At 66.7% G+C, this 17,033-nt stretch carries 15 protein-coding genes; 7 read left to right on the top strand and 8 right to left on the bottom strand.

Features of this window, described 5'->3' with window-relative positions; genetic code table 11:
• Positions 1 to 37: 37 nt before the first annotated feature.
• Genes ACWDUN_RS01125 through ACWDUN_RS01140 form a run of 4 tightly spaced genes read left to right on the top strand, consistent with a single transcriptional unit; the run spans position 38 to position 4,123 of the window.
• A complete protein-coding gene (locus ACWDUN_RS01125; RefSeq protein ID WP_449923413.1) occupies positions 38 to 460 on the top strand; it encodes an MmpS family transport accessory protein in 423 nt (140 codons plus the stop codon).
• Positions 457 to 3,354, top strand: a complete 2,898-nt coding sequence (locus ACWDUN_RS01130) for an MMPL/RND family transporter (protein ID WP_449923416.1) — start codon at positions 457 to 459, stop codon at positions 3,352 to 3,354. Before ACWDUN_RS01125 ends, ACWDUN_RS01130 begins: the two co-directional genes overlap by 4 nt.
• Positions 3,351 to 3,680 carry a DUF732 domain-containing protein gene (locus ACWDUN_RS01135; RefSeq protein ID WP_449923419.1) on the top strand — a complete coding sequence of 110 codons (330 nt, stop codon included), beginning with the start codon at positions 3,351 to 3,353 and terminating at the stop codon, positions 3,678 to 3,680. Before ACWDUN_RS01130 ends, ACWDUN_RS01135 begins: the two co-directional genes overlap by 4 nt.
• On the top strand, positions 3,677 to 4,123 hold the full coding sequence (locus ACWDUN_RS01140) for a DUF5078 domain-containing protein (protein ID WP_449923422.1): 447 nt from the start codon (positions 3,677 to 3,679) through the stop codon (positions 4,121 to 4,123). Before ACWDUN_RS01135 ends, ACWDUN_RS01140 begins: the two co-directional genes overlap by 4 nt.
• Here the strand turns inward: ACWDUN_RS01140 and ACWDUN_RS01145 are convergent.
• Positions 4,075 to 4,758, bottom strand: coding sequence for a TetR/AcrR family transcriptional regulator (locus ACWDUN_RS01145; RefSeq protein ID WP_449923425.1), 684 nt, complete (start codon positions 4,756 to 4,758; stop codon positions 4,075 to 4,077). The two genes, ACWDUN_RS01140 and ACWDUN_RS01145, sit on opposite strands and share 49 nt — an antisense overlap.
• 73 nt (positions 4,759 to 4,831) lie before the next feature.
• Between ACWDUN_RS01145 and ACWDUN_RS01150 the strand changes: the two genes are divergently transcribed.
• Positions 4,832 to 6,052, top strand: a complete 1,221-nt coding sequence (locus ACWDUN_RS01150) for an oxygenase MpaB family protein (protein WP_449923428.1) — start codon at positions 4,832 to 4,834, stop codon at positions 6,050 to 6,052.
• A gap of 46 nt (positions 6,053 to 6,098) precedes the next feature.
• On the top strand, positions 6,099 to 6,869 hold the full coding sequence (locus ACWDUN_RS01155) for a DUF2127 domain-containing protein (protein ID WP_449923431.1): 771 nt from the start codon (positions 6,099 to 6,101) through the stop codon (positions 6,867 to 6,869).
• Here ACWDUN_RS01155 and ACWDUN_RS01160 read toward each other — a convergent pair.
• From ACWDUN_RS01160 to ACWDUN_RS01175, 4 genes are all read right to left on the bottom strand, one after another.
• The gene (locus ACWDUN_RS01160; protein ID WP_449923434.1) at positions 6,829 to 8,274 is read right to left on the bottom strand and encodes an AMP-binding protein; all 1,446 of its coding nucleotides are present in this window, start codon (positions 8,272 to 8,274) and stop codon (positions 6,829 to 6,831) included. The two genes, ACWDUN_RS01155 and ACWDUN_RS01160, sit on opposite strands and share 41 nt — an antisense overlap.
• Before the next feature lie 62 nt (positions 8,275 to 8,336).
• Complete coding sequence (locus tag ACWDUN_RS01165) at positions 8,337 to 8,573, bottom strand: hypothetical protein (RefSeq protein ID WP_449923437.1); 237 nt, start codon at positions 8,571 to 8,573, stop codon at positions 8,337 to 8,339.
• A gap of 55 nt (positions 8,574 to 8,628) precedes the next feature.
• Positions 8,629 to 9,744 (bottom strand): acyl-CoA dehydrogenase family protein, encoded by a 1,116-nt coding sequence (locus ACWDUN_RS01170; protein WP_449923439.1) that lies wholly within the window; start codon positions 9,742 to 9,744, stop codon positions 8,629 to 8,631.
• The gene (locus tag ACWDUN_RS01175) at positions 9,745 to 10,977 is read right to left on the bottom strand and encodes an acyl-CoA dehydrogenase family protein (protein ID WP_449923441.1); all 1,233 of its coding nucleotides are present in this window, start codon (positions 10,975 to 10,977) and stop codon (positions 9,745 to 9,747) included. It lies immediately after the preceding gene.
• 380 nt (positions 10,978 to 11,357) lie between these two features.
• Here ACWDUN_RS01175 and ACWDUN_RS01180 point away from each other — a divergent pair, with 380 nt between their 5' ends.
• Positions 11,358 to 12,119 carry a hypothetical protein gene (locus tag ACWDUN_RS01180; protein WP_449923444.1) on the top strand — a complete coding sequence of 254 codons (762 nt, stop codon included), beginning with the start codon at positions 11,358 to 11,360 and terminating at the stop codon, positions 12,117 to 12,119.
• Between the two features lie 3 nt (positions 12,120 to 12,122).
• On the opposite strand, the gene ACWDUN_RS01185 is transcribed toward ACWDUN_RS01180, so the two are convergent.
• The 3 genes from ACWDUN_RS01185 to ACWDUN_RS01195 are packed head-to-tail and all read right to left on the bottom strand — an operon-like array spanning position 12,123 to position 16,855.
• Positions 12,123 to 13,964 carry a putative bifunctional diguanylate cyclase/phosphodiesterase gene (locus ACWDUN_RS01185; RefSeq protein WP_449923447.1) on the bottom strand — a complete coding sequence of 614 codons (1,842 nt, stop codon included), beginning with the start codon at positions 13,962 to 13,964 and terminating at the stop codon, positions 12,123 to 12,125.
• Positions 13,965 to 16,106: an Rv1355c family protein gene (locus tag ACWDUN_RS01190; RefSeq protein WP_449923449.1), complete on the bottom strand. Its 2,142-nt coding sequence runs from the start codon at positions 16,104 to 16,106 to the stop codon at positions 13,965 to 13,967. It abuts the gene before it with no gap.
• Complete coding sequence (locus ACWDUN_RS01195) at positions 16,103 to 16,855, bottom strand: hypothetical protein (RefSeq protein ID WP_449923452.1); 753 nt, start codon at positions 16,853 to 16,855, stop codon at positions 16,103 to 16,105. Before ACWDUN_RS01195 ends, ACWDUN_RS01190 begins: the two co-directional genes overlap by 4 nt.
• Between the last annotated feature and the right edge of the window lie 178 nt (positions 16,856 to 17,033).

A 17,033-nucleotide genomic window follows, 5' to 3' on the forward strand; every position in this document is an offset into this window, starting at 1 on the left:
GGTTGAAACCGTTGTGCCTCAGCGGGTCTGGTCGGTCGTGAAGGTCGTCAAGCGGGTCTGGCTGCCCGTGCTCGTGGTGTTCGCCGTCGTCATCGGCGGTCTGACCGTCTCGCAGCTGCGCTCGGTGTTCGGCTCCGACGGCGCGATCGTCACCCCGATCGACGCCGACACCGCCGACAACTTCAACCCGAAGGTGGTCACCTACGAGGTCTACGGCACGGGCTCCTACGCGACGATCAACTACGCCGACCTGGACGGCAAGCCCCAGCGCACAGGTGAAGTCAGCCTGCCCTGGACCCTGACCCTGGAGACGACGCTGCCGTCGGTCATGCCGAACATCGTGGCCCAGGGCGACGGTTCCTCCATCAGCTGCCGCGTCACCGTCGATGACGAGGTCAAAGACGAAAGGACGGCTGAAGGTATGAACGCCGCCACCTACTGCCTGGTGAAGGCCGCATGAGCGTACATACGGACGACGCGCCCACCGGCCCACTGCAGCCCGCCCGACACACCAAGCGGCCCGCGTTACCCCGCTTCATCCGGGCCTTCTCGATCCCGATCGTCATCGGCTGGGTCGTCATCGTCGGATTCCTGAACACCGCGGTGCCGCAGCTCGAGGACGTCGGCAAGATGCGCGCGGTCTCGATGAGCCCCAACGACGCACCCGCACTGATCGCCACCAAGCACGTCGGCGAGAAGTTCCAGGAGTACGACACCTCCAGTTCGGTGATGATCGTGCTGGAAGGTGATCAGCCACTCGGCGCCGACGCGCACACCTTCTACGACGAGATCGTGCGAAAGCTCAACGCCGACACCAAGCACGTGCAGCACGTGCAGGACTTCTGGGGTGACACCCTGACCGCCGCCGGCGCGCAGAGCATCGACGGCAAGGCCGCCTATGTGCAGGTCTACATCGCCGGTGACCAGGGTGAGGCGCTGGCCAACGAATCGGTGCAGACGGTGCGCGACATCGTCGAGGGAACCCAGGCGCCCCCGGGTGTTGCGGCCTACGTCACCGGTCCCGCGGCGCTGACGACCGATCAGAACATCGTCGGCGACGCCAGCATGAAGACCATCGAAGGCGTGACCATCGGCATCATCATCGTGATGCTGCTGATCATCTACCGGTCGTTCTTCACGACGCTGGTGATCATGGCGATGGTCTTCGTCGGCCTGCTCTCGGCGCGCGGCATCGTGTCCTTCCTCGGCTTCTACGAGGTGTTCGGGCTGACGACGTTCGCGACCAGCATGGTGGTGACGCTGGCCATCGCCGCGGCCACCGACTACGCCATCTTCCTGATCGGCCGATATCAGGAGGCGCGACGCACCGGGCTGGACCGCGAAGACGCCTACTACGACATGTTCCACGGCACCGCGCACGTGGTGCTCGCCTCGGGTATGACGATCGCGGGCGCGACGCTGTGCCTGCACTTCACCCGGCTGCCGTACTTCCAGAGCATGGGCTTCCCGCTGGCGGTCGGCATGACGATCGTGGTGGCCGCTGCACTGACGATGGGTCCGGCGCTGATCTCGATCGTCACGCGATTCGGAAAGGTGCTGGAGCCCAAGGGCAATGGCCGGGCCCGGGGCTGGCGCCGGCTGGGCGCCGCGACCGTGCGCTGGCCGGGTGCCATCCTGGTCGGGGCCATGGTGCTGTGCCTGGTGGGTCTGTTGACCCTGCCCGGCTACCACACCACCTACAACGATCGGATCTATCTGCCCGACGATGTGCCGGCCAACGTCGGCTACGCCGCGGCCGACCGGCACTTCTCCGACGCCAAGATGAATCCCGATCTGGTGATGGTCGAGGCCGACCACGATCTGCGTAACCCGGCCGACTTCCTGGTGATCGACAAGATCGCCAAGGCATTGGTCAAGGTGCACGGTATCGCCTCGGTCACCACCATCACCCGACCCGACGGCAAGCCCATCAAGCACTCGACGCTGGCCTACACGGTGGGGCAGAGCGGCACCGGGCAGATCATGAACAACGACTTCCAGCAGACGGTGCTGGACAACACGCTGCAGCAGGCCAACGACCTGCAGGTGAGCATCGAGTCGATGGAAACCATGCACAGCGTCACGTTGCAACTCGCCGAGGTGACCCGGCGGATGGCGGACAAGATGGCCGACACCTCGGACAATCTCAACGACGTCCGTGATCATTTGGCGGATTTCGACGATCAGTTCCGGCCGCTGCGCAATTACTTCTACTGGGAACCGCACTGCTTCAACATCCCGATGTGCTGGTCGATGCGGTCGGTCTTCGACAGCCTCGACGGCATCAGCACCATGAGCGACGATTTCACCGAGCTGGTTCCCGATATCGAGCAGATGGCCGTGCTCACGCCACAGATGGCTGCGGTGTTGCCGGCGCAGATCCAGACGCTGAAGAACCAGAAGCAGATGTTGCTGAACCAGTATCAGGCGCAGAAGATGCAGCAGGATCAGAACATGGCGAACCTGGAGGACAGCACCGCCATGGGGGAGGCCTTCGACGCCGCCCGCAACGATGACACGTTCTACCTGCCGCCGGAGGCATTCGAGACCGCCGACTTCCAACGCGGCATGAAGCTGATGATGTCACCGGACGGAAAGGCGGTGCGGTTCACCGTCTTCCATCAGGGCGACCCGCTGACCGAGGACGGCACCGAGCGTATCGATCCGATGCGCGTCGCGGTGGCCGACGCCATCAAGGGCACCCCGCTGGAGGGATCGACGATCTATGTCGGCGGCAGCGCCGCCATGTACAAGGACATGCAGCAGGGCGCGGATTACGATCTGCTGATCGCCGCGGTCGCCTCGCTGATCCTGATCTTCCTGATCATGGTGATCCTGACCCGGGCCGTCGCGGCGGCCGCCGTCATCGTCGGCACCGTCGTGCTCAGCCTCGGTTCGGCGTTCGGTCTCTCGGTGCTGGTGTGGCAGCACATCGTCGGTATCCCACTGGGCTGGATGGTGCTGCCGATGTCGGTGATCGTGCTGCTGGCCGTCGGCGCGGACTACAACCTGTTGCTGGTGTCACGGATGAAGGAGGAGGTGCACGCCGGCATCAACACCGGGATCATCCGGTCTATGGCCGGCACCGGATCCGTGGTCACCGCAGCGGGATTCGTCTTCGCCTTCACCATGATCGGCATGCTCGTATCCGACATGATCGTGATCGGTCAGGTGGGTTCCACGATCGGTCTGGGCCTGCTGTTCGACACCCTGATCGTGCGCTCGCTGATGACACCGTCGATCGCCGCGATGATGGGTCGCTGGTTCTGGTGGCCGCTGCAGGTGCGTCCACGTCCGAGACCGCAGCCGTGGCCGAAACCCTTGCAGCGCAGTCCCGAAGAGGTGCTCTCATGAAGCGGTTCGTGATCGCCGCGGCGGCGGTGGCGACGGTGATGCTGCCGTTCGGGACGGCAACCGCCGTCGCCGACCGCGACACCGACTTCGCGAACCAGCTGCACGGCTTCGGGATCTACGGTCAACGCGATTACAACGCCTGGCTGGCCAAGATCACCTGCAAGCGACTCGACACCGGAGTCGACGCCGCAGCAACGAATTCGGCGCAGTTCCTGGCGCAGAACCTGGCCCGGACCAACAGTACCGAGCAGGTCTGGCAGTTTCTGGGCACCGCGCTGCGCATGTACTGCCCGGTGCATCTGGACAAACTGGAGGCCCAACGATGAAGCGCACCGTGATCGCCGCCGCGGCCGTCGCCGCACTGCTGTCGGGCGCACCGACCGCACAGGCCGACGCCACCGACGAATACCCCATCCCGAGCAAGCAGATCGAAACCACGTGCGACGCAGAGCAGTATCTGGCGGCGGCGCGGGACACCAGTCCCGTCTACTTCGAGCGGTACATGCTGGACAAGAGCAACCGCCCGCTCGATGTGCAGCAGATGGCGGTGGACCGCATCCACTGGTTCTACTCGCTGGACGCCGCGGGCCGTCGCCAGTACTCCGAGGACACCGCCACCAACATCTACTACGAGCAGGTGGCCACCCGGTGGGGCAACTGGGCCAAGGTGTTCTTCAACAACAAGGGTGTGGTCGCCAAGGCTGCCGCCGTGTGCATGAACTACCCGCGCGGTGACATGTCGGTCTGGGCCTGGCCCGTCGCACGCTGATCGGGGGTGTGCGCCAGGCCGCGGAAGAGCGCCACGCACATATCGGCGGCGATACCCGCCAACTCCGCCGGGGCGAGCTTCGGGTCGGCGAGCCAGTCCTCGATGAGCTGGTTCACCCCACCCACGATGAACAGCGCGCCGCGGCGTAGCTCGACGAAATCGGGGACCTCATCGCCGAGCACATCGGGAGCCCGCCGGGTCACCTCGTCGGTGATCAGATCGAGGATTTTGGCGCGATGTTCGGCCAGGCCGGGCACATTGCTGACGTCACCGGTGGAGATCCGGTGCACATGCGGATCAGCCGCGATGATTTCCAGGAACGCCGTCAACGCCGAGCGCAGCTTGTCGGCCAGCGTGCCCGGGTCGCCGACGCCGGCGGCGACCATCGCCTCGAGCAGCTGATCGCGGACATCATCGGCGACGGCGAAGATCAGCGCCTCACGATTGTCGAACTGCTCGTAGAAATAACGGGTGATAAGGCCGGCGTGACTGCACGCACCGCGCACGGTCACCTCGGCGACGCCCGACTCACCCCAGAGCTGGCGACCCGCGGCCAGGAGTCGGCGGCGACGGTCGGCGCGGCGGTCAGCTGCGCTGATCCCGCCGTAGTCCCGCTCCACCTTGGCGCGCTTCATTGACAGCACCCTACCCGCCGCCTAAGTTCGGACGACGCGTGTAATCCAAAGTGTGGCGCGAAGGAGAGCGACGATGAGCGAGGCGATTCCCACCCGCCACCCGGACCGGCCCGGCGCGGTGCCCGCGGCGGTGCGGGTCTTCGCCACCGTGCTGGGTGTGCCCGGGCCCGACGCCGATCAGTGGCGCCGCCTCGGTGAGCGCCTCACCGTCGGTGACGATGCAGCCGATCGACTGGTGGCCTGGATGACCGAAACCGGTATGGCACAGACGCGGCCGCTGTTCGACCGCGCGCTTGAGGCCGGGGTCGCCGCCGTGCCCGACGCGCCCGCGCCGCTGCGCGAGTTCTTCGCCACCGTCGAGACCGTCCCGGACTGGGTCGACTGGGACCTGATCCGCCGCGGTGAACAGGCCATGCGTCGCGCCGGTGCCGACGGTATGTACATCGCCCGGGATGTATCCCTGCTCGGGGGATACCAGTTCTCCGGTTTCAACAAGACGCTCGTGCGGACCGGCGCCCTGGAGAAGGGCTCCAACAAGCGGTTCGCCGAAACCATGCAATGGGCCATGGACGTCATCTCCGAGAACGGTATGGACCCGCACGGCTTGGGTTACCGCTCCACGCTGCGGGTGCGACTCATCCATGCCTTGGTGCGTCGGCATGTCGCCGCCATGCCGGACTGGCGCGGTGACGACTGGGGTGTACCGATCAACCAGACCGATATGGCCGCGACGCTGGTCGGTGCGCTGATCGCGCCGTCGGCGGGCGGACTTGGCATGGGTATCCTGTTGTCGCCGAGGGACTATGCGGGCATCGCGCACCTGACCCGCTACGTGGGTTGGCTGATCGGCGTCGACGACGAGTGGTTGCCCCGCGACTACCGCGACGGCATCCGGGTGTTGTTCCACACGCTGACCGCACTCGCCGAGCCCGACGAATCCACCAGGGCGCTCGCGGTCCCGATGGCCCAGGACCCTCTTACCTGGCACTACGGTAATCTGCAGGGTCTGCGGCGCAGGTTGGCCCGCGCTCAGCACCTTTCGGTGACGAGTGCCTTCCTCGGGCCGCGCGCGATGCGCGCGCTGGGACTGCCCGCCCAGGTGCCGCCGTGGTATCCGGTGCTCCGACTGCCGGTCAACATGCTGCGCAGCATCTCGGTGCTCGCGCTGCCGGGCCTGGCAGCACAGGACGCCGCGCGCGGCGAACGGGAGCAGAAGACGCTGCTACGCACCATGATCGGCGACGCGGACGCCACCATCGGCGATTCCGCCGCCCACGTCGTCAGGGTCGCCTGACGTCGGCGTCCCCGGTGCGCGGCGCATCGCACGCGATAATGGCGCCATGAAACTGGATTTCGCGCTGCGCTCGTGCGGGCTGCACGGGCACGCGACGTTCGCCCCGGACGAACGCGAACTGGCCGACCGGCTGCGGGTGGACACCCCGGCCGGGGAGGCCTGGCGGTGCCTACGGTGCGAGACGTACGTGGTCGGCCCGCCCCGCGGCCACGGGCCGGCCGATACCGCGCCTGAGGTACCGCGCGGACGGTTGCTGCGGGACCGCACCCTGATGCGGATCCTGGCCGTGGAACGCGTCATTCGCGCGCTCGTCGTCCTGTTGGCGGCCGCCGCGGTCCTCAAGCTGCGCGGCGCCCGCGCCGAGTATCAGCAGAAATTCGAGGCCGAACTACCCCTGATCAAGCCGTTGAGTGACCAGATCGGGTGGAATTTGGACGATTCCAAGATCGTCCAACACATCGGTGAGGCCTTCACCCTGTCGGAGACCACGCTGCTGTGGGTTGCCATCGGGTTGATCGCCTACGCCGCACTCGAACTCATCGAGGCGATCGGGCTGTGGTCCATGAAACGTTGGGGTGAATACTTCGCGGTGATCGCCACGAGCGCCTTCCTGCCGTTGGAGATCTATGAACTGACCGAGAAGGTCACGGTGCTGCGGGTGGCGGCGGTGCTGATCAACATCGTCGCGGTGGTGTGGTTGTTGTGGAGCAAGCGGCTGTTCGGGATCAACGGTGGCGGGCAAGCGTATCTGGCCGAGCATCACACCGAGAGCCTGCTCAGCGTCGAGCGGGCAGGTCTTGGGCCATCCGCTGCCTGAGCTCGGCCTTGGCCACCTTGCCGTTGCTCGTCAGCGGCAGCGTGTCGACGAACACCACGTGCCGAGGCCGTTTGAAGCCGGCCAGCCGGGCCCGGACATGGGTGATGAGTGCGTCGGCGGTGACGGGGGACGCGGGCACGACGACGGCGCAGATCGCCTCGCCCCAATAGGGATCCGGCACCCCGATCACCGCGACCTGCTCGACGGCGGGATGCCGCGACAGCACATCCTCGACCTCGCGGGAGGACACGTTCTCACCGCCGGTGATGATGATGTCCTTGAGGCGGTCGGTGACCATGAGCCGTCCGGTGTCGTCGATGGAGCCGACGTCACCGGTGTGCAGCCAGCCGTCGTCGGTGGCCGGCGAGTCCGGCCAGTAGCGGGCCGCCACCTGCGCGCCGCGGACCAGGATCTCGCCGTCCTCGGCGATCCGCAGTTCCACCTCGTCATGGGGTCTGCCCGCACCGCGCAGGATCGCAGGGTCAGCGCTGCGGTGGTCGGCCGGGCCCAAAAAGGTGACGTTGCCGCCGGTTTCGGTCATGCCGTAGCCCTGGTGGAATCCCACCCCGAGCCGCTGCACGGCCCGGTGCAGCAGATCGGCGGAGATGGCCGCCGAACCATAAGCGATATCGCGCAGGGTGGGCAGCGCGGTGTCGGTGTCCTCCAGATGCGCCAGCAGGCTGTGCAGCATCGTCGGTGCCAGTGAGCAGGACGTCACGCCGAAGGTGTTGACGGCGGCGACGAAGGATTCGGGCCGAAAGGCCGGCACCGGCAGCACGGTGGACGCGCTGCCGTGGTGGACCAGCATGTTGTAGCCGGCGATATGGCACATCGGGAACGGCAGCAGGTAGACGCCCCCGGTGGCCACCGAGCGGCCGGCGATCGTGCCCCGCACCGCGGTGGTGATCGACCGGTGCGTGTGCAGCACACCCTTCGGCGTGCCGGTGGAACCGCTGGTGAACAACAGCCAGGCCGGGTCGTCGGGCACCACCGCGACGTCCACGGTACTGGCGTCATCGGGCCGCCGGTCGATCTCGTCGAAGCACACCGTCGGCCCTGCAACGTCGCTGAGGTAGCAGGCGTCACCCAATATCAGCGCCGGTCGCACGGCGTCCAGCTGGGCTCGCTGCTCGCCGGCGCCGAGCCGCTGATTGATGAGGGTCAGGACGCGGCCACTGCGCGGCACACCGTAGTACAGGCGGGCATAGTCGGGGCTGTTGTCGGCGATCACCGCGATGCGGTCGCCGGGGCGGCTGCGCGCCGCGATCCACGCCGCGGTGTCGGCGATCTGGGACTCGAACTGCGCGAAGGTGATCGATTCTCCGTCCGCATCGATGATCGCCGCGCGGTCCGGGGCGACGGTGGCCGATGCGGCGACCAGGTCGTGGATCAGGTCGATGGTCATCGCGGCTCAGCGTACGCCCGGCCCGTCATCCCGCAGCTGCGCGCCGCCGCGGCGGGTGCGCCCTAACGTCGCACCGGTGTGGCGGCGTCCTCCGGAATCTCGATGGGCCGCCGCAACATCCATCGGTACAGACTGACCCCGGGCATCATCGCCGGCCAGAACGCGCCGAACACCGCGCTGGCCAATATCAGGGCCAGGTTGACGCGGTGACCGGTGGCCCGGATGACCCGCCAGAACCAGGCAGCGCACAGCACGCCCACGAGCAGGTAGGCGGTGACCGTCAGCGCCGAGATCTCCATGACAAGATCAGCGTACCGCCCGGTCGCGGACGATCACAGCAAAGATCCGGTGCGCTCAGGGTCTGGTCAGCTCGGCATACCGCGCCAGGTGGTGATCGGTGGAACCGAACTCATACTGCACCGCGGTCAACCGCTTGAAGTAATGCCCGATGGCCAATTCCTCGGTCATACCCATACCGCCGTGCAGCTGCACGGCGTTCTGTCCGATGAACCGGGCCGCGCGGCCGACGGTGGCCTTGGCCGCCGACACCGCACGGGCGCGCTGCGATGCCGGGGCCTGCAGATTCAGCACCGCGAGATATACCGCAGCCACCGACTGCTCGAGCTCGATGTGCATATCGACCATGCGGTGCTGCAACGCCTGGAAACTGCCTATCGGTGTGCCGAACTGTTGGCGCTGTTTGCAGTATTCGACGGTGTCGGCCAACACCTTCCGCATGTTGCCGACCGTTTCGGCGCACACCGCGGCGGCACCCTCATCGCGGGCGCGCGCCAATGCGTCCCATGCCTGCCCGTCCTCGCCGAGCAGCACCGCGCGGACGCCGGTGAATTCGATATCGGCGGCCTGACGATCGTCGACGGTGCGGTAACCGTGCAGCCGCAGCCCAGCGGGCTGATCGGCAAGATCGACCGAGAACAGCGACAGCCCGGCCGGCGTGGTGGCGCTGACCAACAGGTGGGTGGCCAGCGGCGCGTTCAGCACCATGATCTTGGCGCCGTCGAGCAACCAATGGTCACCGTCGCGGCGGGCCGTGGTGGCGGCCTCCTGCCAGCGTTCGCCGGTGGCCGCCTCGGTCGCGGCGAGCGATACCACCGCCTGGCCCGCGGCGATCCGTTCCAACAGTGCATCGGCGGTCGCGCCGCCCGCCCGTTGCAGCAGGCCGCCGGCCACCACCACGGTGTCGACATACGGTTCGACGACCAGGGCGTGGCCCAAAGCTTCTGCGATGACCATGATCTCGACCGGCCCGCCGCCGATGCCACCCACTTCCTCGGGCAGCGCGGCGCCCAGGATACCGAGTTCCTCGGCGAAGGAGCGCCAGATCTCGGGCTGCCAGCCGGGGCCGAGTTTGGCTGCCGCACGGCTGGATTCGAGCGTGTACCGGGTGGACAGGAACTTGGTGAGGCCGTTGCGGAGCATTTCCTGCTCGTCGGTCAGTGTGAAGTCCATCTACAGTCCCAACTCTGCTTTGGTGAGGATGTTGCGCTGAATCTCGTTGCTGCCGGCGTAGATCGAGCCGGCCCGGTCGTTGAAGTACCGCAGCGGAGCGACGGCCTGCCACGGTTCACCGGTCACGTAGCCGTCGGCGGGCGGTTCGAAATCGGCGATCGGTCCGCCGGGACAGGTGGCGTGCGGCTGGTAGGCACGGCCGCGCGGCCCCGCCGCCTCCATGGCCAGCTCGGTGAGCGTCTGGCTCAGTTCGGTGGAGATGATCTTCAGCATCGAGGATGCGGCACCGGGATGCCCACCGCCGGCCAGCGCGGCCAGCACCCGGTACTCGAGGATCTCGAGTACCTCGGTGCGGATGCGTGCGTCGGCGAGCTTGCGGGCAAAGGCCGGGTCGTCGATCAGCAGACCGCCGTCGGGCGCCGGCTGTCCGGCCGCGACGCGGGCGATGTCCTCGGCCATCACCTGCAGCGCCGGTGCCGTGGCACCGCCGCCGCGTTCGAACTCGAGCAGGTATTTCGCGACGGTCCAGCCCTCGTCGATGGCACCGATGACGTTTGCCTTGGGAACGCGGACTCCATCGAAGAAGACCTGACTCTGCACTTCTTCGCCCGACGTCATGACCAGCGGGCGGATCTCGATGCCAGGGGTGCTCATGTCGATCAGCACGAACGTGATGCCCTGCTGCTTCTTGCCGGTGCGGGAGGTGCGCACCAGTGCGAACATCCAGTTGGCCTCGGTCGCGTGGGTTGTCCAGATCTTGCTGCCGGTGCAGATCAGGTCATCACCGTCGGAGACCGCGGCCATGGAAAGGGCGGCCAGGTCGGATCCCGCCTCGGGCTCGGAATAGCCCTGGCAGAAGAAGACCTCGGCGGTGAGGATGCGCGGCAGGAAGTAGTTCTTCTGTTCCTCGGTGCCGAACTTGACGATCGCGTGCGCGACCATCTTGATCCCCATCGGCGACAGCGACGGCGCACCGGCCAGCTGTGACTCTCGGCTGAAGATGTAGTGCTGGGTCAGGCTCCAGTCGCATCCTCCGTATTCGACCGGCCAGGCCGGGGCGGCCCAACCGCGTTCGTGCAGGATCGCCTGCCACGCCAGACTGGCCTCGTGATCGCTGTAGACGCTGGTCATCAGGCGTCCGGCGCGCTGGATCTCGGGCGTCATCCGGTCCGCCATGAACTGGCGCACCTCATCGCGGAAGGCGGTGTCCGCCTCCGACCAGCTCAGGTCCATGGTGCCTGCCTTTCCCGTCCGGCTATCTAACTTAGATATATAAGTAGCAGTCCAGTAGCCGGTTGGGAAATCTCGTCGGCGCGCGGGCCGGTACGCGCGTGGACATATTCTGGCGAACAAAGCGTGTTGTGCTGGTCACCCGGCGTTGCGCAAAATATCGGCGCAAATGCGTCGAGTGCTATCGTGTGGAAGTTGCCGTGATCCCCGCTGGCAAACGCTCTTGAGCCCCGGCGTGAATCGCGGCACATCTTTGCCATGACGGACAGACACGGCTGGTTCCACAGGAAAATGCCAGTCAGGTGACTTGTACTAAGGTTGCCGACGTTGGCGGTTCGTCACTGTGGCGGAGATTACAGCTACTGCGAGGTTGATAACGACGTATGTGGGACGAGATGGTCGATCTGGTCGCCGTGGGAGCCGGGCCGGCGGGGCTGGCCTGCGCCATTGCCGCGGTCGACGCCGACCTGGACGTGTTCGTCGCACGTCCGCCCACAGCCACCGATCCCACCGGTCCCGCCGGGCCGCGTGGCTGGCTGCCTCTTCTGGATGACGCCGCGACCACAGAGTACTTCGACGCCCTCGGTGCGGAACTGCCGACGATCGACGCGCCGGAACTGGCGATGCGCAACGCCTACCGACCTCCGCCGGAGACCGGGGGACGCCGCAGTCAGGTGGAGACCTTCGTCGGGTCTCGGCTGTGGGATTGGGCGGCGCGCTGCCTGGGTTCACCTTATGGGGTCATGTTCACCCGGGTGGCCTACTGGCCGACGGTGGCCATGCGCACGACGGGCGGTTCGGCGATCGAGGTCGCCACGCTGGCCGAGGTGACCACCGAGGGCAAGACGCTCACCGGCTGGCTGAGTGACCTGGCCGGCGACCGGGACATCGAGGTGCAGGCCGACAGCAGTCTGCACCGCATCGTGTTCGACGAGGATCATCGGATCGCGGGCGTGATCGTCGACACCCCGGAGGGGCCGTGGGCGGTGCAGGCCCGGGTGGGGATCGCCGTCACCGGGGCGCATGTCGTCATCGACGAGCACCCGTTGGAGGTCGGCGGCCGGATCAGCCTGGTCGGCCGGCGTGCGGGCCGGTTCGGCCGACTCGAGATCCTCCGTGAGGTCGCGCCCCCGGCAGATCTGTAGCGGCTACGGTCGCAGTCCCGGCGAGAAATCCACCGGGACACGGCCTCTGCGCAGCAGCTCCGCCATCTCCTCGCCGGCGATCGGCCGGGACAGCAGAAATCCCTGCGCCCGGTGGCATCCGTGACGCAACAGGGTGACCGCCGCCGCCTCGGTCTCCACACCCTCGGCCACCAGCTGCAGACCGAAGGCCTCGGCCAGGGCGATGATGGCGCGCACGATGGCCAGATCGCCGGGGCTCGCGCCGAGATCGCGTACGAAACTCTTGTCGATCTTGAGCGCTTCCACCGGCAACGACTTCAGCAGGGACAGCACGCTGTAACCGGTACCGAAGTCATCGATGGCCACCTGCACACCGACCTCGTGCAGCCCGGCCAGCGTGATGCGGGTGGTGTCGATGTCCTGCACGACCACGCTCTCGGTGATCTCCAGGCACACCGACCCGGCGTCGATATCGTATTCGTCCAAGATCGTCGCGACGGACTCGACGAAACCGTCGGCCACCAGCTGTACCGGGGACACGTTGACCCGTAGCACGATGTCGTGACCGACGCCGGCGGCGCGCCAGCGTGCGAACTCCGCACACGCGCTGCGCATCACCCAGCGGCCCAGTTCGCCTGCCAGGTTTATCGATTCGGCCACCGCGATGAACGAGTCCGGCGACAGCATGCCCCGGGTCGGATGCTGCCACCGGACCAGGGCCTCGGTGGCCAGGATCTTGCCGGTGCGCATGTCGATCTCGGGCAGGAAACGCAGGAACAGCGCGTCGGTTTCGATGACGCTCTGCAGGTGTAACTCGATATCGTTGCGGAACTCGCTCTCCAGTGCGATGGCATCCGAGTACACCGTCACCTGGTTGCCGCCGGTGTTCTTGGCAGTCAGGACGGCCTGGTCGGCCCGGCGCAGCAGGTCCGACGTGGTGTCATGACCGGGAATGCCAACGGCGACACCGATGCTGACCGACCGGGTCACCATCTCACCGTCGATGGGCACGCGTTGTGACAGCACCTCCTGCAGCCGGTGGGCCAGTGCCTCGGCCTGCGGGATATCGGCGGGGGAGTCGGGGACCACCACGAACTCGTCACCGCCGAGCCGGGCGATCATGGCGGGACCGGCCGCGACGGCCAGCCGTTCGGCCAGTACCCGGATGAACCGGTCACCGGCGGTATGGCCGAGGTAGTCGTTGATCGCCTTGAGCCGGTCGAGGTCGAAGAACAGCGCGGTGACCGGACCCGGCTGCCCCTCGGCCAGCCGTGCGTCCAGATGTGCCATCAACGCCCGCCGGTTGTTCAACCCGGTCAGGTCATCGTGTTCGGCCAGGTAGCGCAGTCGGTCCTCGGCCTCGACGCGGGCCTGCACGTGCGCGAAGAGCGTGGCGATGGCGACCAACGCGTTGAGTTCCTCGGCGCTCCACTCCCGGACACCGATCTTGACGAAACCGATGACCCCGGTCGTCACATCCCCGGACAACAGCGGAACGCAGGCCATCGAGGTCGTCGGGATGTTGCGACCGGCCTCGATCGTGTGCTGGTAGTCGTCGGTGGTCTCGGGGCGGAACACGGTCGGTTCCTTGAGGTGTTCGGCCATCGCGAACACCGGGTCGGCATCGGCGAAGTAGATCAGCTCCAGCGGATCCGGGTCGACATCGGCAGGCCGTGGCGGCCATTCGGCGATGAGCCGGGTGGCGTGGATGGCGTGGTCGTTGTGCCGCAGGAAGCTGAAGTCGACATTGAAGTACGCGACCAGTTCGGCCAGTACCTGCTGGCTCACGCCTGCCGCGGTCGCGGCGTCGACGGCGCTCAGTCGCGTGGCGACCGCGGTGACGACGAGTTCGAGGCTGCGGGGCACCTAAACCTCTCGATGTGGCGTCGGACGTTGCGGCGACGCGTAGCTCAGTGGCCGTCGGCGACTTCGCAACGACGGGCCAGGTGCCTCGGTGATTTTCAGCACCAACGCCTGAGCCTCCTCCGGCGGAGAACCGGTCAGCCTGCGGAGAGTGTATTGCAGACGTCCGAGTTCTTCGGAGTATGCCGGGGCCAACTGTGCCAATTCGTGATCATCGTGGGCGTACAGGAAGGCGGGCGACACCGGTTGAACGGCCAAACCCGCTGCCTGCGCGGTGATCCACACCGCTTCCACCGCCGATCCGGCACGCGCGTAATCGACGAGGGTATGTCCGCGTACCGAGATGATCGCGACGGCCGCGGCACCGCCCACCCGGTCACGCGTATTGTTGCCGAGCGCCGAACCGGCGTCCCAGCGCGCCAACTCGTCCATCACCTCGCCTCGGCGCAAGACGTCGAGCACCGCCAGGTCGGATGCCGGCAGTTCCAGGGTGCGTACGTCGATGCCGTACTCGGGCGAAGGGTCACCGGGTGACCAGATTTCAGCAAACATCTCGGCATGCAGCTGATTGGTCAGATAACGAATGCGGTCGGCGGCGGCGAGAACCGCCGCGCACTCCTGAATTTCGTCGCGTCGGGTCACCAGGTGCAATCGGGCACCATGGGCCGCGGCCGCACCGTGCAGGGCATCGAGCAGGGCGGCGCCGAATGTGACGGGGACCCCGAGGTGGCGGTTGGTGCTGCGTTGCAGCATCGGCCCGTACATCCCGGCCAGCTCCGGGTCGGGCCCGCCCGTCAGCGTGACCGAAATATGCAGGGGTGAAAGCTCATCGGGTGCGATATCGAGTGCGGTGCCATGCCCGTGCGCGGCGGCCGCGATCCGGGCATTCAGGGCGGCGGCACCCAGTGCCACTGCGCTACCGCGGAATTCGACGTCCATCGCGCTGGTGCGTTGCGCGTCGATCCGCAGATCGATTGCGCTGTCGCCGACATCGATGAACCAGGGCTGCGAATTACCCCCGGAGGGAGCGCGATGGGCCGCATATGCCATGGCGTGTAGCACCGAGCCGAAGCGCGGCTCGGTGACGTCATCGGCGGTGTCCGGTGGGGCGGTGGGCGTTGCGGCGACGGGATCTTCGATGGCGGCCAGCGCCGCACCGGCATCCAGCCGGGTGCGCCCCGATGTGAGGTGCTCGCCCAACCCGATCCGGCGCACGGATTCGGCGATCACCGCGGCGCCGAGGACCACCTCACCGGCCAATTGCGGCCACGTCGACAGTGTTTCGCCGACCTCGAACAGCGATGCCGCCATGCGGGCCGACAGGGATCCGGCATCGAGCAACCCCAGGACGTAGGGCACCTTGTCGGTGCTGCTCAACCCGGCCAGCCCGGCGGTGTCGACACTGCCCAGCAGTCCGTGCAGGATCGGGCGATCCGGTTCGAGATCGAAACGCTCCACGTCGATGAGGCCGCGGTCGCTGGTGGCCATCAACACCGGAATTCCGCGCTCGCGCGCGGCTTCTCGCACCAGGGCCTTGGTGTCCAGTGAGTCGCACTCCTCGACGATGATGTCGAGTCCGTCGAAGAATTCCTCGACGGTGTCGGCGGTGATGGCCGTGGCATGCACCCGCACGTCCAGATACGGGTCCAGCTCGGCGATCCGGCGAGCCGCGACGGTCGCCTTGTTGAGGCCCTCGTCGAACACGGTGGCGGGCACCCGGTTCAGATTGGTGGCTTCGAGTTCGTCGAAATCGGCCAGCCGCAGCTCACCGCAGAGACCCTGAGCTGCCAACGTGTGCGCGATGACATGACCCACGCTCAGTCCGATGACACCGATGCGCAACTGCGACAGCGTCCGCTGTTCGTCATCGGTGATCAGATTGCGGTTGCGGTCCAGTCGAAGTCGGCGGTAGGCGCGCGGACCGAGCATCGCCACCACACAACGCCGCCACGGGTAGTACACCCACCGGAACGGCTCGGTGAGCAACTCACCGGTCGGGGCCGGCGTCAGTGTGCCCAGCGCCGCGCGCTGCCGTCCGGCATTGTCGATGAACTTGATGTCCTGGCGGGCACGCAACTCCCACAACAGCTTTGCGTCCTCGGAGTTTCCCTCGGTCAGGATGACGGCGGCGTGGGCGTCGCTCATAGGCCGGGCTGCATCGCGGCGCTCACCTGGTCGAGCAGGGGAAGCAGCAGACGTGCCTCGGCGCGGGTGGCGAGAATCTGTTGGGGATCAGCGGTACGGGTGAACTCGGCATGGTCCCACCACATCATCTTCGTCTCATATCGTTCGTCGGGGTACGGCGTCGCCGGGATGCGGGTGGCCACCACACCGCCGGAGGACTCCCAGCGTGCCAGGACATGGGCGGCCGCGGTGGCCATCGCGAACTTGGCGCCCAGGACCAGGGTGGCGTGCAGTGGCATGCGGGCCAACACCGGCGTGAGCAGTCGGCCCCGCTCACGGTCGGTGGGCCGGTCGTCGGACGACCACGCGGTCTTGATCTCGACGACACCGAACGGGATGCGGTCGGTGATCATCTTGCGCACCCTGGGCAGAGCATCCTGACCCGCCCACTCGATCACCGCATGTGATTCGTCGGCATCTCGGTACGGGCCCTGTGCGCGGACGCCGCCGATCGCGCGTCCGGCGTCATCGACGGCGGTGAGGAACAATGAGGTGGCATCGGGGTCGGCCAGTGTGCTCGGGTCTATCGCCCGTTCCACTCCGTGTTTGCGGTAACTTCGCAAGGCGCCGTCGATGAAATCGTCCCAAAGTTCGGGTTCGGCGGACGGTGTCGCGAGAACCAGCGTGCAGTCGGTATCGCGATCCCACCATTGAACGGACGCATTGTCGGGGAGGACGCTAATGCCGGCTTCGGCGACCGAGACGCTCATTGACTTGACCCACCGATCGGTAAGGAACGTTGCCACACGGATGTATGGCCACTGGATAATTTCAAATAAGTCCAGTTAAGTATCGCTATATCCAGCGCAGATGCCAGACTCAGTTAAGTGACACAGACTGACATTAGTAGCCAGCGCTGCTTTTGGGGGGTTCTGGCAATTTCGCAAA

The organism is Mycobacterium sp. NPDC003323 (assembly GCF_053589535.1).

Bases quoted from the DNA above. Each gene is read 5' to 3' on its own strand.
- ACWDUN_RS01130 (WP_449923416.1), top strand. From the start codon at position 457: ATGAGCGTACATACGGACGACGCGCCCACCGGCCCACTGCAGCCCGCC.
- ACWDUN_RS01135 (WP_449923419.1), top strand. From the start codon at position 3,351: ATGAAGCGGTTCGTGATCGCCGCGGCGGCGGTGGCGACGGTGATGCTG.
- ACWDUN_RS01140 (WP_449923422.1), top strand. From the start codon at position 3,677: ATGAAGCGCACCGTGATCGCCGCCGCGGCCGTCGCCGCACTGCTGTCG.
- ACWDUN_RS01145 (WP_449923425.1), bottom strand. From the start codon at position 4,758: ATGAAGCGCGCCAAGGTGGAGCGGGACTACGGCGGGATCAGCGCAGCT.
- ACWDUN_RS01150 (WP_449923428.1), top strand. From the start codon at position 4,832: ATGAGCGAGGCGATTCCCACCCGCCACCCGGACCGGCCCGGCGCGGTG.
- ACWDUN_RS01155 (WP_449923431.1), top strand. From the start codon at position 6,099: ATGAAACTGGATTTCGCGCTGCGCTCGTGCGGGCTGCACGGGCACGCG.
- ACWDUN_RS01160 (WP_449923434.1), bottom strand. From the start codon at position 8,274: ATGACCATCGACCTGATCCACGACCTGGTCGCCGCATCGGCCACCGTC.
- ACWDUN_RS01165 (WP_449923437.1), bottom strand. From the start codon at position 8,573: ATGGAGATCTCGGCGCTGACGGTCACCGCCTACCTGCTCGTGGGCGTG.
- ACWDUN_RS01170 (WP_449923439.1), bottom strand. From the start codon at position 9,744: ATGGACTTCACACTGACCGACGAGCAGGAAATGCTCCGCAACGGCCTC.
- ACWDUN_RS01175 (WP_449923441.1), bottom strand. From the start codon at position 10,977: ATGGACCTGAGCTGGTCGGAGGCGGACACCGCCTTCCGCGATGAGGTG.
- ACWDUN_RS01180 (WP_449923444.1), top strand. From the start codon at position 11,358: ATGTGGGACGAGATGGTCGATCTGGTCGCCGTGGGAGCCGGGCCGGCG.
- ACWDUN_RS01190 (WP_449923449.1), bottom strand. From the start codon at position 16,106: ATGAGCGACGCCCACGCCGCCGTCATCCTGACCGAGGGAAACTCCGAG.
- ACWDUN_RS01195 (WP_449923452.1), bottom strand. From the start codon at position 16,855: ATGAGCGTCTCGGTCGCCGAAGCCGGCATTAGCGTCCTCCCCGACAAT.